Raw genomic sequence first — 14,131 nt, forward strand, 5'->3', positions numbered from 1 at the left:
GGACGTCAGTCGGCGATGCGATGGGGGACGAAGGAGGAGGTGTCGTCGGTGATGAGCCCGGTGGTCTCCCTGATGCCGAGCCCGGCGGACTCGTCGGCGACCACCCAGGCGCCGAGCACCGGCCGCTGCCCCTCGAACACGGGCAGGGCCTCGAACCCCTGGAACACGTAGCCCTCCTGACCGTAGGAGCCGGGCGTCTCGTGCGTCGACTCCGGAGTGACGATGCGCATCGAGGCTCCCTCCCTGCCGAGCAGCGGCTTGGCGATGTAGGAGGTCAGCTCGCGGGGGCCGTCGAGGTAGGCGGGCAGCAGGTTGGGATGACCCGGGTTGCGCTCCCACAGGATCGCCAGCAGCGCCTTGTTGGACAGCAGCGTCTTCCACAGGGGCTCGATCCAGGTGGAGTGGCGTACGGCGTGGCGGCCGAAGTCGTCGTCCAGCATCCACTCCCACGGATAGAGCTTGAACACCGAGCGGATCATCTGCCCGCCGAGGTCGGCGAAGCGGCGGTTGAGGGAGTCCCAGCCGATGTCCTCCATGGCGATGGCCATCGTCGGCAGGCCGGCCTGCTCGGCGGTCTCCTGGAGGTAGGCGACCGTCATGGCCTCCTCGCCCGTCTCGTCCATGTTGGTGAAGGCGAAGTAGGTCGGGCCGGGCGGCAGGGACAGCGCGCGCCAGCGGTCGACGAGGCGTTCGTGCACCGAGTTCCACTGGTCGCCGCCGGGGAAGACGTCCTGCAGCCAGAACCACTGCACGACGGACGACTCCACCAGCGCCGTCGGCGTGTCGGCGTTGTACTCCAGCAGCTTGGCCGGGCCCGTGCCGTCGTAGCGCAGGTCGAAGCGGGCGTAGACGTGGGGGTCGCGGCGCTCCCACGAGCGCGTCACGTCCTCCCACACCCATTCGGGCAGGGCGAAGTCGGCGAAGCGCCCGGTGGAGACGACGTGCTCGACGGTGTCGAGACACATGCGGTGGAGCTCCTCGACCTGCTCCTCCAGCGACTCGACCTCCTCCATCGAGAAGACGTAGTGCACGGACTCGTCCCAGTAGGGCCGGCTCAGCCCGGCGGGATGGGCGGCCCGGTGGTAGGCCAGGCCCTGGCCCTCGATCGTCTTCTCCCAGTCGTCCCTGGCCGGGTGGTGCTCGCGGCGCACGTCAGCTCCCGCTGCTCGTGCGGCTGCCGAACCCGCCGCGCTGGATCGACTTGCCCGTGCGGCTGCTGATGTTGACGTCGGACGGGCGGAAGGTGGTGCCGCGGTGGACGCGGTTGCCGATCCTCGTGCCGCCGTAGTACCAGACGTACGCGCCGCGGGAGTGGCCGCCGCCGTAGTAGCGATGGGAGTCGTCGTCGCAGTAGTCGTCGTCGACGACCTGGTAGCTGCCGGACGGGGGCGCGGAGGTGGTGGCGGTCGGCGTGGGGGCGCCGGTCGGGGATTCGGTGGGGGATGCGGTCGGGGACTCGGTGGCGGTCAGGGCGGGGGTCGGAGTGGGGGTGGTGGTCGTGGTCGTGGAGAAGTCGTCTTCTACGAGCATGACGCAGTCCGCGGTGACCTCGTCGTCGTCGGACTCGGAGATCGCCCAGATGCCGACCAGCGTCAGGGAGAGGACGCCGAGCACGGCCAGCGGAACGGCCTTGGACGATTTACGCGGGGACGCCTCTTCGTGGGGCGGTGGTGCCATCTAGCTCCTGCTTTCGTCGGCCGAACAGCCTATCGGGGGCTCTCGCACGCGTTCAATCCGTACTGCCTGCCTGTTGTCATCGGTTTGGGTAAGAATCAGCGCATGGATCCGGTTGCTGCCCTGCGCGAGATCGCCTTCCTGCTGGAGCGCGCCGGAGAGCCCGGTTATCGCGTGCGTGCCTTCCGCCGGGCCGCGGCGGTCGTCGCCGACCTGCCTGAGGACGAGCTCGGGCGGCTGGCCCGCACGAGCGGGCTCGGCGACCTCCCGGGCATCGGCAAGGTCACCGCACTGGTGGTCAACGAAGCTCTCGCCGGTGAGGTTCCAACGTATTTGCGACGTATGCGGGCCACCGCCGGGGTGGAGCTGGACGAGGAGACGGCGGCGCTGCGCACCGCGCTCAAGGGCGACCTGCACAGCCACTCCGACTGGTCCGACGGCGGCTCGCCGATCGAGGAGATGGCCGAGGCGGCGATGGCGCTCGGGCACGAGTACTGGGCGCTGACCGACCATTCGCCGCGCCTGACCGTGGCCAGGGGCCTGCCGGCCGAGCGGCTGGAACGGCAGCTGGACGTGGTGGCCAAGCTGAACGAACGGCTGGCGCCGTTCCGGATCCTCACCGGGATCGAGGTGGACGTCAACCTGGACGGCTCACTGGACCAGCGGCCCGACCTGCTGGAACGGCTCGACGTGGTGGTGGCCAGCGTGCACTCCAAGCTGCGGATGGGCGGCGAGGAGATGACCAGGCGGATGGTCACCGCCGTGGCGAACCCCCTGGTCGACGTGCTGGGGCACTGCACCGGGCGGGTCGTGCGGGCCGGGGGGAAGCGGGGCACCAAGCGGCCTGAGTCGGAGTTCGAGGCGGAGCTGGTCTTCGAGGCGTGCCGCCGGTTCGGGGTCGCGGTCGAGATCAACTCCAGGCCGGACCGGCTGGACCCGCCCAAGCGGCTGATGCGGCTGGCGTACGAGATGGGGTGCGTGTTCGCGATCGACTCCGACGCGCACGCGCCCGGGCAGCTCGACTGGCAGCGGTACGGGTGCGAGCGGGCCGCCCGGTGCGGCATCGAGGCGGACCGGATCGTCAACACCTGGCCGCTCGACCGGCTGGTCAGGTGGACGGGGAAGGGCGAGTCGGGCTGACCGGCCGGGCTCCTGTTCGCGTGGAAAAATGGGCCGTCGTTGCGCTGGGGGAAAGGCGGGGCGGATCGCGCGCTCCGGTAAGCGGCCCTGAGCGCTCGCCGGAGCGTGAGATCCCTGTGGCCACGGGGTTACGGGGCTGTTCCCGGGGTGCCGGGCGGCCCGCGATTGTCGGTGGCGCCGCGTAGCGTCTCGGCTGTGAACCGTACCGACCGGCTCTACGCGCTCGTCGAAGACCTGCGCGCCATCGCGCCCCGCCACCGCTCCGCCCGCGAGCTCGCCGCGCGGTTCGAGGTGAGCGTGCGCACGATCGAGCGCGACATCACCGCGTTGCAGGAGTCGGGCGTGCCCATCTACGCCGAGCCGGGGCGCAAGGGCGGATACGCGATCGACAAGAAGATGTCACTTCCGCCGCTCAACTTCAGCCCGGCCGAGGCGGTGGCCATCGCGGTGGCGCTCAGCCGGGCCGGCGACCAGCCGTTCGGCCGGCAGGCGCGCAGCGCGTTACGCAAGGTGGTGGCCGCGATGCCGGGCCCCGAGGGAGATCTGGCCAGAGAGCTGGCCCGGCGGGTGCAACTGGTCAAGCTGGTGCCCGAGCAGGGCGCCGACCAGATCAGGCCGCTGGGCGGCGAGGGCATCTCGCGCGCCATCGAGGAGGCGCTGCTGCGCCGCCGGGTGCTCAGGCTCGACTACGCCGACGCCAAGGGCGCGCTGACCTCGCGCGACGTGGAGCCGGGGGTGTTCCTGGGCGGCCGGGGCGGGTTCTGGTATCTCGTGGCGTGGTGCCGGTTGCGCGACGACGTCCGCGTCTTCCGGCTCGATCGCATCGCCGCCGCCACCGTCACCGCCGAACGCTGCCCCGACCGGCCGCTCGAAGGCTTCGCCGCCGAGGTGCCCGAGATGGTCGTGCACGGCACGATGCTCGATTAAAGATTCGAAAACACCGACATAGGGTTGTCGCCAACGCGTTAGATCGTTGACTTGTTCGAGAAATGAGGAGACGAACATGGACCATACGGTGCTCGACGACGGAGCCGGCACCGGCCGCCCGGCCGACTTGCCAGGCGGCGGCATCGGAGTCTCCTGCCTCAGGTGAACGACCTGTCTCGCCGGCCGGGAACTGGCGCCTTCCCCGCGAACACCCCGGCAGGCGAGAGGGCCGCGTCCGGGATCACGTCCCGGAGGTGGCTCACCCGCGCCCTGGACACGCCGCCGATCGCCGAGCGGCGGCGCGTCCAGGGCCTCACCGGATAGCGCCGGCGCGATCCGGCTGTCTGGGCCGGCTCGCGTCGGCGATCTGGGCCGGCGGTGTGGAGGCGGTGATCTGGGGGCAGTGACGTGATGCGCGTGATTCAGGGCGGCGTGGAGCGAGGGCGCGGTCAGAGGGCGGCCGCGGACAGCCAGCGCTCCAGGAGCTCGCGGTCCCCGTACACGGTGAGGGCGTCGGGGGAGCGGCGGCCGTAGAGCAGGAGCAGCAGGTCGCGCACCGGCCCCCGGACGGCGGCGTCACCCTTGGCGTGCCCGCGCGCCCACTCGATCTTCCCGGCGGGACCCTGCGTGATGGTCCACTCGCCGTCCACGTCGTCGGCATGGAGGTGGATCGTGGCCCCCTCCAGGCCGGTCCCGGCCAGTCGCCGGGTGACCCACGCGGCGTACGACAGGTTGTGCAGGAGTTCCTCGACGCCGTCGACCGCGGTTCCCGCCGGGATCTCCGGGTCGATGCCGAGCGCGAGCTCGGCGTCGGCCCGGTGCACCACCAGTTCGAAGAACATCCGGCGCGGCCACCACGACGCCCGCTGCTCCGGCCCCCACGACCACACCTCGGTGGCCGGGTCGGTGCTCTCCAGCGTCCTCAGCAGCTCGGCGGCGCCGGCCGTGAGCCAGGCCGCGTCGCCGCTGGCGCCCTCGGCCAGCCCGCTGGGCACCTGCCGTGACCAGATGCGCTCCCGCACCTGGTCACGCAGCACGTGCGTGGCCCAGCGATGCAGCTGCCCGACGTGCGTGACCAGCTCGGCGAGCGTCCATCCCGGGCACGTGGGCACCGGGACGGACAGGTCGCCGGCCAGGGACGCGAGGCGCTCGGTCTCCGACTGGATCTGTGCTCTGTAGTCCGTCACCCGGCCAAGACTAGGCCGCCGGGCAGCTCGTGCCCTTGCTCGGGACCTTGCCGTCGATCAGGAACGAGTCCACCAGCCCCTGGATGCACTTGCTGCCCGACAGGTACGCCCCGTGCCCCTCGCCCTCGTACGTGACCAGCGTCGCGGTCTTGAGCTGGGCCGTCAGCTTCGGCGCCCACTCGTACGGCGTGGCCGGGTCGCCCTTGCCGCCCACGACCAGGATCGGCGCGGACCCGGTGGCGTCCACGTGCCTGGCCTCGTCGCTGCCCTTGGCCGGCCAGACCCGGCACAGCCCGCCCGAGCCCTCGCTGCCGAACAGCGGCGAGATCTTCAGCGCCGCCGCCTCGGTGCGCCGCAGCGCGGCCGGGTCGGGGCGCTCGGCCGAGTCCACGCAGGTGATGGCCGGGAAGCTGGTCATCTGCGTGGAGTAGGTGCCGTCCTGGGCGCGCCCGGTGTAGGAGTCGGCCAGGTACATCAGGGCCTCGCCCCGGCCCTGCAGCGCCTCACTGAGCGCCTGCTCCAGGAACGGCCAGGTCAGCTCGGAGTAGAGCGCGGCCGCCACGCCGGTCGCGGCCAGGCCCTGGGTGAGCTCGCGGCCGTTGACCTGCAGCGGCTTGGTGGTGAGCTGGTTCATCAGCCTGCCGACGTTCGCGTCCGCGGCGGCCTGGTCCTTGCCGAGGTCGCAGGTGTTCTTGACGCAGGAGCGCAGGAAGCTCTCGTACGCCTTCTGGAACCCGCGCGTCTGCGCGATCGTGCGCTGCTCGAACGTCACCGTGGGGTCGAGCGGCGCGTCGAGCACCATGCGGCCCACGTTCTTGGGGAACTGGGTGGCGTAGACGCCGCCGAGCTGGGTGCCGTACGACATGCCGACGTAGTTGAGCTTGGGCTCGCCCAGGGCGGCGCGGATGCGGTCCATGTCGCGTGAGGCGTTCGCGGTGCCGATGTAGGGCAGGATCTTGCCGGACTCGCGCTGGCAGAGGTCGGCGAACTGCTTGTTGGCCGCCTCCAGCGCCTTGTGCGTGGTCTCGTTCGGCGGCAGCGTGTCGAGCGAGGTGAAGCGGTCCATCTCGGCGCCGTCGCCGCAGCGCACGCCGGAGCTGCGCTCGACGCCGCGCGGGTCGAAGCTGACCAGGTCGTAGCGGGCGCGCAGCACGGTGAGGGCCTTGGCGGCCTGGTCCAGCGTGTCGACGCCGGAGGCGCCCGGACCGCCGAAGTTGAACACCACCGAGCCCAGCTTCTTCTCCTTGCCGGTGGCCGGCAGCTTGATGAGCGCCAGATCGATCTTCTCGCCGTCGGGCTTGGCGTAGTCGAGGGGGACCGCGAGCTTGCCGCACCGTACGGAGGCGTCCTGCTTGGCCGGCGGCTCGCCGTCCGGGCGCTGGATGTCGGTACAGGGTCCCCAGCTGATCTTGCTGGGATCCGCCGTGGAGTCGGTGGCGGGCTCGGCCGGTGCGGTGGAGCAGCCGGCGGCCGCCAGAAGCAGGGTGGCGGCTATGACGCGACGCATGACGAACTTCCCCTCACAAGTCTTCAGGGGGAAGTAGTGCCCACAATACGTGACCCCGCACCATATAGGGGTGAGGCGGCACGTACCCCTCCTGAACGTGCCGCCTCACAGGCCCAACGGCGCGGACGGCCGAATATGACGGCGCTCCCGCGAAGATTTTCGCGGGAGCGCCGTCGGCGGACGACTCAGATCCCCATCGACTGGGTGTCGTTGCTCTCGGCGCCGCCCGCCTCGGTGACGCCGTTCTTGAGGTGGTAGCGGGCGATGGCCTCGCGCAGCACCTCGCCGTCGAGCTCGCCCCGCTTGACCAGGCTGGTCAGCACGGCCAGCGTGATCGAGGCCGCGTCCACGTGGAAGTGGCGGCGCAGCGCCGAACGCGTGTCGGACAGACCGAAACCGTCGGTGCCCAGCGAGGACCAGTCACCCGGCACCCACTGCGCGATCTGGTCCTGGACCGCCTTCATGTAGTCGCTGACGCCCACGAACGGGCCCCGCGCCCCGGACAGCACCTCGGTCACGTAGGGCACGCGCCGCTCGGCGTCGGGGTTGAGCAGGTTGTACTCCTCCGCCGCCAGGGCGTCGCGGCGCAGCTCCGACCACGACGTCGCCGACCAGACGTCGGCCGAGACGCCCCAGTCTTCCGCCAGCAGCCGCTGCGCCTCCATGGCCCACGGACCCGCCACGCCGGAGGACAGGATGTTGGCCTTCGGGCCCTGCGTCTCGGGGCCGTCGGCGAACTTGTACAGGCCCTTGAGCAGGCCCTGCACGTCGATGTCCGCCGGCTGGGCCGGCTGCAGGTAGGGCTCGTTGTAGACGGTCAGGTAGTAGAAGACGTCCTCGGGACGGTCGCCGTACATCCGGCGCAGGCCGTCCTTGACGATGTGGGCGACCTCGAAGGCCCAGGACGGGTCGTAGGAGACCGCCGCCGGGTTGGTCGAGGCGATGAGCGGCGTGTGACCGTCCTCGTGCTGCAGGCCCTCGCCGTTGAGCGTGGTGCGGCCCGCGGTGGCGCCCAGCAGGAAGCCGCGCCCCATCTGGTCGCCCATCTGCCACATCTGGTCGCCGGTGCGCTGCCACCCGAACATCGAGTAGAAGATGTAGATCGGGATCATGTGCTCGCCGTGCGTGGCGTAGGAGGTGCCGGCCGCGATCGTCGAGGCCATCGAGCCCGACTCGCTGATGCCCTCGTGCAGGATCTGCCCCTGGGTGGCCTCCTTGTACGACAGCAGCAGCTCCCTGTCGACGGCCTCGTACGTCTGCCCGTGGGGCGAGTAGATCTTGGCCGTCGGGAACATGGCGTCGAGACCGAACGTGCGCGCCTCGTCGGGGATGATCGGCACGAACCGGTGGCCGATCTCCTTGTCGCGCATGAGGTCCTTCAGCAGCCGGACGAACGCCATGGTCGTGGCGACCTGCTGCTTGCCCGAGCCCTTGCTGAAGGTGCCGTAGACCTCGTCGCCGGGCAGTTTGACCGGCTTGGCGCGAAGGACACGCTTGGGCAGCACGCCGCCGAGCGCGGCGCGGCGCTCCTTCATGTACTGGATCTCGGGGTCGTTCTCGCCCGGGTGGAAGTACGGCGGCAGGTCGCCTTCGAGCGCCGAGTCCGGGATCGGCAGGTAGAGCCGGTCGCGGAACTCCTTGAGCTCGGCCTTGGTCAGCTTCTTCATCTGGTGCGTGGCGTTGCGCGCCTCGAAGTCCTTGCCCAGCGTCCAGCCCTTGATGGTCTGGGCGAGGATCACCGTCGGCTGGCCGACGTGCTCGCGGGCCGCCTTGAAGGCCGCGTAGACCTTGCGGTAGTCGTGGCCGCCGCGCGACAGCTTGCGGATGTCGTCGTCGGTGAGGTGCTCGACCATCTTGCGCAGGCGCGGGTCGCCGCCGAAGAAGTTGTCGCGGATGTAGCCGCCGGACTCGACCGAGTAGGTCTGGAACTGGCCGTCGGGCGTCGTGTTCATCTGGTTGACGAGCACGCCGTCGACGTCGGCCGCGAGCAGCGGGTCCCAGTCGCGGCCCCACACGACCTTGATCACGTTCCAGCCGGCGCCGCGGAAGTACGACTCCAGCTCCTGGATGATCTTGCCGTTGCCGCGTACCGGGCCGTCCAGCCGCTGCAGGTTGCAGTTGATCACGAACGTCAGGTTGTCGAGCTCCTCGCGGGCGGCCAGGCCGATCGCGCCGAGCGACTCGGGCTCGTCCATCTCGCCGTCGCCGAGGAAGGCCCACACGTGGCTGCGGCTCGTGTCCTTGATCTGCCGGTTGAGCAGATAACGGTTGAACCGCGCCTGGTAGATCGCGCCGATGGGGCCCAGGCCCATGGAGACCGTCGGGAACTCCCAGAAGTCGGGCATGAGCCGCGGGTGCGGGTAGGAGGGCAGGCCGTGGAAGCCCTGCGACAGCTCCTGCCGGAACGCGTCGAGCTGGGCCTCGTTGAGCCGGCCCTCCAGGAAGGCGCGCGCGTAGATGCCCGGGGCCGCGTGGCCCTGGAAGAAGACCTGGTCGCCCGACTCGCCGTGGTCCTTGCCGCGGAAGAAGTGGTTGAAGCCCACCTCGTAGAGCGAGGCGGCCGAGGCGTAGGTCGCGATGTGGCCGCCGACGTTGGTGCGGGCGTTGGCCCGGGACACCATGATGGCCGCGTTCCAGCGGATGTAGGCGCGGATGCGGCGTTCGACGTGCTCGTCACCGGGGAACCAGGGCTCGCGCTCCGGCGGGATCGTGTTGATGTAGTCGGTGCTGCGCAGGCCCGGCACGCCGACCTGGTGCTCGCGGGCCCGCTCCAGCATGCGCAGCATGAGGTAGCGGGCTCTGGTGCGGCCCTCGGTCTTGACGACGTTGTCGAGAGACTCGAGCCACTCGTTGGTCTCGCTGGGGTCGACATCAGGCAGCTGGCTGGGTAGGCCGTCGCTGATGATCGAGAATCGCTGGCGTCCGGAAGCCACTGGGTCTCGCCTTCCGAGATGGACTGATGTCTGGTCTGGGTCGTCTTCCATCCTGGTCGCTAGCCGTAGAAAACGCATCTCTACTAGCCGGTAACCAGAGTGTCCCTGCTGGCAGGGGGCGTACCGATGGCCTAGACCACCGATGGTAGGACGAATCGCCACCAAAGGTTACATCGCGGGAGCAATTTAACAAGACGGGAAAACGAACGAAATTTCGCTCATATCCGCATGCCGTCCGAGATGTATCCTCCGTAGCCTTGATCTCCGCGCGGACGATGGTTCTCACCCGCGGCGGGCGAGTCTAGCCGCCCTGCCTCGCGCCCAGGCTGCGCGGGCCTGTCGGGCCTGGTCGAACGGGCCCTGGACCCCGCTGTGGAGCGTGGTTTCCTGCCTGCCACGCCGACGCCGGCCGGGATGTGGGAGCGGGTGCGACTCCGCAATCCTGCCGCCTCCTGTCACGTCCTGCTGTCATGTCCTGCTGTCACGCCCGATGACGTGCCGCGCCGTACGAGCCCGGAGGGCCTGCTCGGCCGCCTCCAGCAGTGTCGCCGGCCGGCTCTCGGCCGCACGACGGACACCCGCACCGCTTCCCGGGCGAGCGCTCCGGTGTCGTCGCCACCCGTCTCGCGCTCTCACGCTCTTGTGCTCTCCCCGGCTTCCGGGACGCGGACCGGGCACGTACTCGGCCGGCCGCCGTCTCCTGCCCCGCGGCCGAAACGTGACCTCCGGGCAGCGTAACGATCCGGCCATCTTTTCCCCTTCCCCTCCGGCGGGGGCAAAACTTGTGCTGTCCTCTTTTCCTCCGGCCTTCGGCGTACCAATGTGGGAGATATGAATGCGACGGTGGGCGACCGGCTCCTGATGCATGGCAATGCCGTCGGCGAAAGGGACCGGAGCGGAGTAATCACGGAGGTCCAGGGCACGGACGGCGGGCCTCCATACGTGGTGCGGTTCGACGACGGGCACACGGGGCTGGTGTTTCCTGGCCCTGATGCCGTGGTCATGCCTCAGTAGGATTTACCCGTGAGATCAGAAATCATCTCCGTGACCACCGGTTCACGAGAGACGGTGCACAACATCACGCCACAATGCGAGGAATTCGTCCGCGCCCAGGGCGACGACGGGTTGCTGCACGTCTTCGTGCCGCACGCCACGGCCGGCGTGGCCCTGCTCGAACTGGGCTCGGGCAGCGACGACGATCTGCTGGCGGCGCTGCGTGACCTTCTTCCCGCCGACGATCGCTGGGCTCACGCCCACGGTTCGCGCGGCCACGGAAGGTCGCACGTGATGCCCGCCGTGATCCCGCCGTACGCCACGATCCCCGTGCTGGGCGGGCGAATGGCACTGGGCACATGGCAATCCGTCGCACTCGTCGACCTGAACGTCGACAACCCGCAACGCCAGGTTCGCCTGTCGTTTTTGTCTGATTGATTCTGGCCGACTACGGCCGTACCCGTGGCGACCGTTGACGACTGAGGGTCACAGCGTGTGGACTGTGCCGAAGCGATAAACCGCATAAGCGGGGCCACTCAAGCAGGAGGGATAAACGTGAGCGCGACCGCGGGTCAGGCGCAGGGCGAGCGCGGCCTGGCCGAACGACTCGGCCTCAAGCCGGGTCAGGTGGTGCAGGAGATCGGTTGGGACGAGGACGTCGACGACGAGCTTCGTTCGTCGATCGAGACCCTGACCGGCAACGAGCTGCTGGATGAGGACAGCTACGACGTCGTCGACGCCGTGCTGCTGTGGTGGCGCGACGGCGACGGGGACCTGTTCGACGTCCTCACCAGCGCCATGCGAGTACTCGCCGACGGCGGCCAGATCTGGCTGCTGACTCCCAAGGCCGGTCGCGACGGTCACGTGGAGCCGAGCGACATCGGGGAGGATTCCACGACCGCGGGTCTCTCGCAGACCAGCAGCATCTCCGCCGCACCCGACTGGTCAGGGACCAGGCTCGTCCCGCCGAAGGGCAGCCGCCGGTAGGAGCCCGAGGCGCCCGCCGTACGGCAGGATGGTGCCTGTGAACGCACATCCTGCCGAGGTCGGCGCCCTGGCTCCGGATTTCGAGCTGCAGGACCAGCACGGCACCCCGGTGAGCCTGTCTCAGTTCCGGGGCGAAAACGTCGTGCTGGTCTTCTACCCGCTCGCATTCAGCGGGATCTGCCACGGTGAGCTGTCCGCCCTGCGCGATCAGCCGATCGCCGGGGCGCGGGTGCTCACCGTGTCGGTCGACTCCGTCTTCACGCATCGTGCCTGGGCGGATCGCGAGGGTTACACCTTCGCGCTGCTCTCCGATTTCTGGCCACACGGACAGGTCGCGCGGGCGTACGGTGTGTTCGATGAGGCGAAGGGGCTCGCTCGCCGGGGGACCTTCATCATCGACGGCGAGGGCGTGATCCGGTGGTCGGTGGTCAATCCGATCTCCGCGGCACGTGACGTCGCCGACTACATCAAGGCACTCGCCGACATTTCTTGACCTCGGAGGGAAGGATGCCCTGCTACCGCTGCGGGGCCAGGCAGACGGACCCGGTGCGCGGCGCCAGCCCGTGGCAGCGCGGGGTGCGCCACGAGTCTCAGGTGCTGATCTGCCCGGACTGTCAACGGCTGCACGACCTCGACCTCGACACCTGCTCCACGTGCGGGTCCACGGCGCTCATCTGCCGGCTGGGAGAGGTGGAATGCCGCTCCTGCGGGGCGGTGCGGATGGCGCGCTCCTCGGAAACCCTCGGTCCTGCTCCGGTGACGGCGCCGCCAGGGCTCTCGGCGGAGGTCGAGGCGGCGCTCAACAGGGTCCTGGGACGGGCCTAGAGGCCCTGCGACCCACTTCCGGCCGCTGCCTGCCTCACGCGGGCCGTGCGGCGCTGTGAGGGCGACTGGGGGCATGTGCGTATGGGAGCCCGCGACAGGGGGAGACGTACAAGCAGGCTTCCGGATCCCCGCACGCACGGAGACCTGGGGTCCACCTGCGTGCATCCGGGACGCGAACCCGCGCACGGGCACCCGGAACATGCACCCTGAACCCTGCCGGGGACCTCATAACGCTGAACCTGGACGTGAACCCAGCCACCACCCTTTCCCGGACATTTACTGAGCTGCGCTATCGTCGTCTTCCGTGTCCGCAATGAGTTCGTTCGTCGTCGCGCTCGACGTCGGTGGCACGTCCATGAAGGGCGGCCTGGTCAGCGAGTCCGGCGCGGTGCTGCTGAGCGAGCGGCGCCCCACCCCCCGGACGGAGGGCCCTGAGGCGGTCGTCACCGCCATCTCCGACTTCATCGGCCACCTCGCCGACTCGGGCGACGGCATCCCGGCCGGCGTCGGGCTGGCCGTGCCCGGCCTGGTGTCGGAGAACGCCGCCCTGTACGCGGCCAACCTGGGCTGGCGCGACGTCCCAGCCACCGACTTCACCGCCCTGGACATCCCGGTGATGCTCGGCCACGACGTACGCACGGGCGGACTCGCGGAAAGCATCCTCGGCGCGGGCCGCGGCCTGTCCGACTTCCTCTTCCTGCCCATCGGAACGGGCATCGCCGGCGCCACGATCATCAACGGCGAACCGTACGGCGGCTCCTCGGGCTGGGCCGGCGAAATCGGCCACACCCCGGTCTTCCCGGACGGGGAAGAGTGCGCGTGCGGCCAGTTCGGCTGTCTGGAGACGTACGCGTCGGCGGCCTCGGTAGGACGCCGCTACAGCCAGCGAGCCGGCCTGGAGGGCGTGAAGGCCGAAGAGGTGGTCTCCTCGGACGACCCGATCGCCATAGAGGTCTGGGACGAGGCCGTGGAGGCCCTGTCGCTGGCGCTGGCCACGTACACACTGCTGCTGGACCCGTCGGTCATCGTCCTCGGCGGCGGCCTCGCCGAAGCCGGCCCGGCCCTCTTCGACCCGGTACGCACCCGCCTGATCAAACGCCTCGCCTTCCGCGACGCACCCCCGCTGATCCCCGCCGCCCTCGGGGTGGACGCCGGCATGCTAGGAGCGGCCCTCCTGGGCTGGCGCGCCGCGGGACGGCCTGAGCTGGGACCCGGCTGGGTCGTGGATGTGCGGTCGAGGCCGTTGGTGTCGTAAGGTGTAGTGCCGATCAGGGGCGGTTAGCTCAGCGGTAGAGCACTCGCCTTACAAGCGAGGGGTCACTGGTTCGAACCCAGTACCGCCCACCTGCGACATCAGCCCCGTCTCCGATCATGGAAACGGGGCTTCGTGCCGTCGATGTGCCATAAGTCGACGCGGGCGATCATGGGCGACCTCTCGGCTTGAGCGTCGGGGCTTTCACGATCCTGCTACCTGCCTCCGGCGTGCTGCGCCGGTAGATCAGCGCGTCCGTCCAGAACAGCCCCGCGGCCGGCTCGCCGGCCTGTGGGTGGGACGACGGCATACGGGCGGGCCAGTGCGCGCCCCTTGTGGCGCTGAAACCACAAGATCTAACCTTTGGGTTGTTGGAGTTGGTCTGAGAGCCTTCAGTGCCCGCAACTCAGGGAGGGTGGGTATGGAACCGCTCCCGGATACGTCTCGGAGCATCAGAATCCCGTGATCCCACCCTCCTTATCCATCATCGTCGAGGTCGAGACAACCGTCGGCATCGCGTCCAACGGTCAGACCTACGTGTGCCGCGACGGTCACCGCCGGTGCTGGCCGGGACCATGACACACCCGCCCGTGCGCTGTGCCGCGCTCTCGCGCAGTGAGGCGTCACGCTGGAGGTCGCCCTTGTGGGCGGAAACCAGGCCCGGGGCCTGCGTCATCATCACCGTCGGCGACGTCGCCGAGCTCGT

The 14,131-nt window shown here is 69.7% G+C and carries 13 protein-coding genes and 1 tRNA gene; 9 read left to right on the plus strand and 5 right to left on the minus strand.

The genetic code is table 11. The features are described from left to right. Positions 1-5: 5 nt before the first annotated feature. Positions 6-1,151, minus strand: coding sequence for a glutathionylspermidine synthase family protein (locus B0I32_RS00180; protein WP_106233870.1), 1,146 nt, complete (start codon positions 1,149-1,151; stop codon positions 6-8). A gap of 1 nt (position 1,152) precedes the next feature. Further along, positions 1,153-1,677: a hypothetical protein gene (locus tag B0I32_RS57360; protein WP_181306866.1), complete on the minus strand. Its 525-nt coding sequence runs from the start codon at positions 1,675-1,677 to the stop codon at positions 1,153-1,155. A 102-nt stretch (positions 1,678-1,779) separates the two neighbouring features. On the opposite strand from B0I32_RS57360, the gene B0I32_RS00190 reads away from it, so the two are divergent. Both B0I32_RS00190 and B0I32_RS00195 read left to right on the plus strand, forming a co-directional pair. Then, the gene (locus tag B0I32_RS00190) at positions 1,780-2,814 is read left to right on the plus strand and encodes a PHP domain-containing protein (RefSeq protein ID WP_106234789.1); all 1,035 of its coding nucleotides are present in this window, start codon (positions 1,780-1,782) and stop codon (positions 2,812-2,814) included. A gap of 195 nt (positions 2,815-3,009) precedes the next feature. After that, complete coding sequence (locus tag B0I32_RS00195; RefSeq protein ID WP_106233871.1) at positions 3,010-3,741, plus strand: helix-turn-helix transcriptional regulator; 732 nt, start codon at positions 3,010-3,012, stop codon at positions 3,739-3,741. A gap of 449 nt (positions 3,742-4,190) precedes the next feature. Here B0I32_RS00195 and B0I32_RS00200 read toward each other — a convergent pair whose 3' ends face one another. The 3 genes from B0I32_RS00200 to aceE all read right to left on the minus strand — a co-directional run bounded on the left by B0I32_RS00200 (position 4,191) and on the right by aceE (position 9,368). Then, complete coding sequence (locus tag B0I32_RS00200) at positions 4,191-4,928, minus strand: maleylpyruvate isomerase family mycothiol-dependent enzyme (protein WP_106233873.1); 738 nt, start codon at positions 4,926-4,928, stop codon at positions 4,191-4,193. A 10-nt stretch (positions 4,929-4,938) separates the two neighbouring features. Continuing rightward, a complete protein-coding gene (locus B0I32_RS00205) occupies positions 4,939-6,435 on the minus strand; it encodes an alpha/beta hydrolase (protein ID WP_106233875.1) in 1,497 nt (498 codons plus the stop codon). A 185-nt stretch (positions 6,436-6,620) separates the two neighbouring features. Further along, on the minus strand, positions 6,621-9,368 hold the full coding sequence (aceE, locus tag B0I32_RS00210; RefSeq protein ID WP_106233876.1) for a pyruvate dehydrogenase (acetyl-transferring), homodimeric type: 2,748 nt from the start codon (positions 9,366-9,368) through the stop codon (positions 6,621-6,623). Between the two features lie 831 nt (positions 9,369-10,199). Between aceE and B0I32_RS00215 the strand changes: the two genes are divergently transcribed. The 7 genes from B0I32_RS00215 to B0I32_RS00245 all read left to right on the plus strand — a co-directional run bounded on the left by B0I32_RS00215 (position 10,200) and on the right by B0I32_RS00245 (position 13,517). Further along, a complete protein-coding gene (locus B0I32_RS00215) occupies positions 10,200-10,382 on the plus strand; it encodes a DUF1918 domain-containing protein (protein WP_106233878.1) in 183 nt (60 codons plus the stop codon). 9 nt (positions 10,383-10,391) lie between these two features. Continuing rightward, complete coding sequence (locus tag B0I32_RS00220) at positions 10,392-10,799, plus strand: secondary thiamine-phosphate synthase enzyme YjbQ (RefSeq protein ID WP_106233880.1); 408 nt, start codon at positions 10,392-10,394, stop codon at positions 10,797-10,799. Between the two features lie 117 nt (positions 10,800-10,916). Then, positions 10,917-11,348: a DUF3052 domain-containing protein gene (locus B0I32_RS00225; RefSeq protein WP_106233881.1), complete on the plus strand. Its 432-nt coding sequence runs from the start codon at positions 10,917-10,919 to the stop codon at positions 11,346-11,348. 28 nt (positions 11,349-11,376) lie between these two features. After that, complete coding sequence (locus B0I32_RS00230) at positions 11,377-11,841, plus strand: peroxiredoxin (RefSeq protein ID WP_106233883.1); 465 nt, start codon at positions 11,377-11,379, stop codon at positions 11,839-11,841. Between the two features lie 14 nt (positions 11,842-11,855). After that, positions 11,856-12,173 (plus strand): hypothetical protein, encoded by a 318-nt coding sequence (locus tag B0I32_RS00235; protein WP_106233884.1) that lies wholly within the window; start codon positions 11,856-11,858, stop codon positions 12,171-12,173. 313 nt (positions 12,174-12,486) lie between these two features. Then, positions 12,487-13,428 (plus strand): ROK family protein, encoded by a 942-nt coding sequence (locus tag B0I32_RS00240; protein ID WP_106233886.1) that lies wholly within the window; start codon positions 12,487-12,489, stop codon positions 13,426-13,428. Between the two features lie 17 nt (positions 13,429-13,445). Next, positions 13,446-13,517, plus strand: a tRNA-Val gene (locus B0I32_RS00245). Positions 13,518-14,131 lie beyond the last annotated feature (614 nt).

Origin of the sequence: Nonomuraea fuscirosea (assembly GCF_003001935.1) — a bacterium.
GTDB lineage: Bacteria > Actinomycetota > Actinomycetes > Streptosporangiales > Streptosporangiaceae > Nonomuraea > Nonomuraea fuscirosea.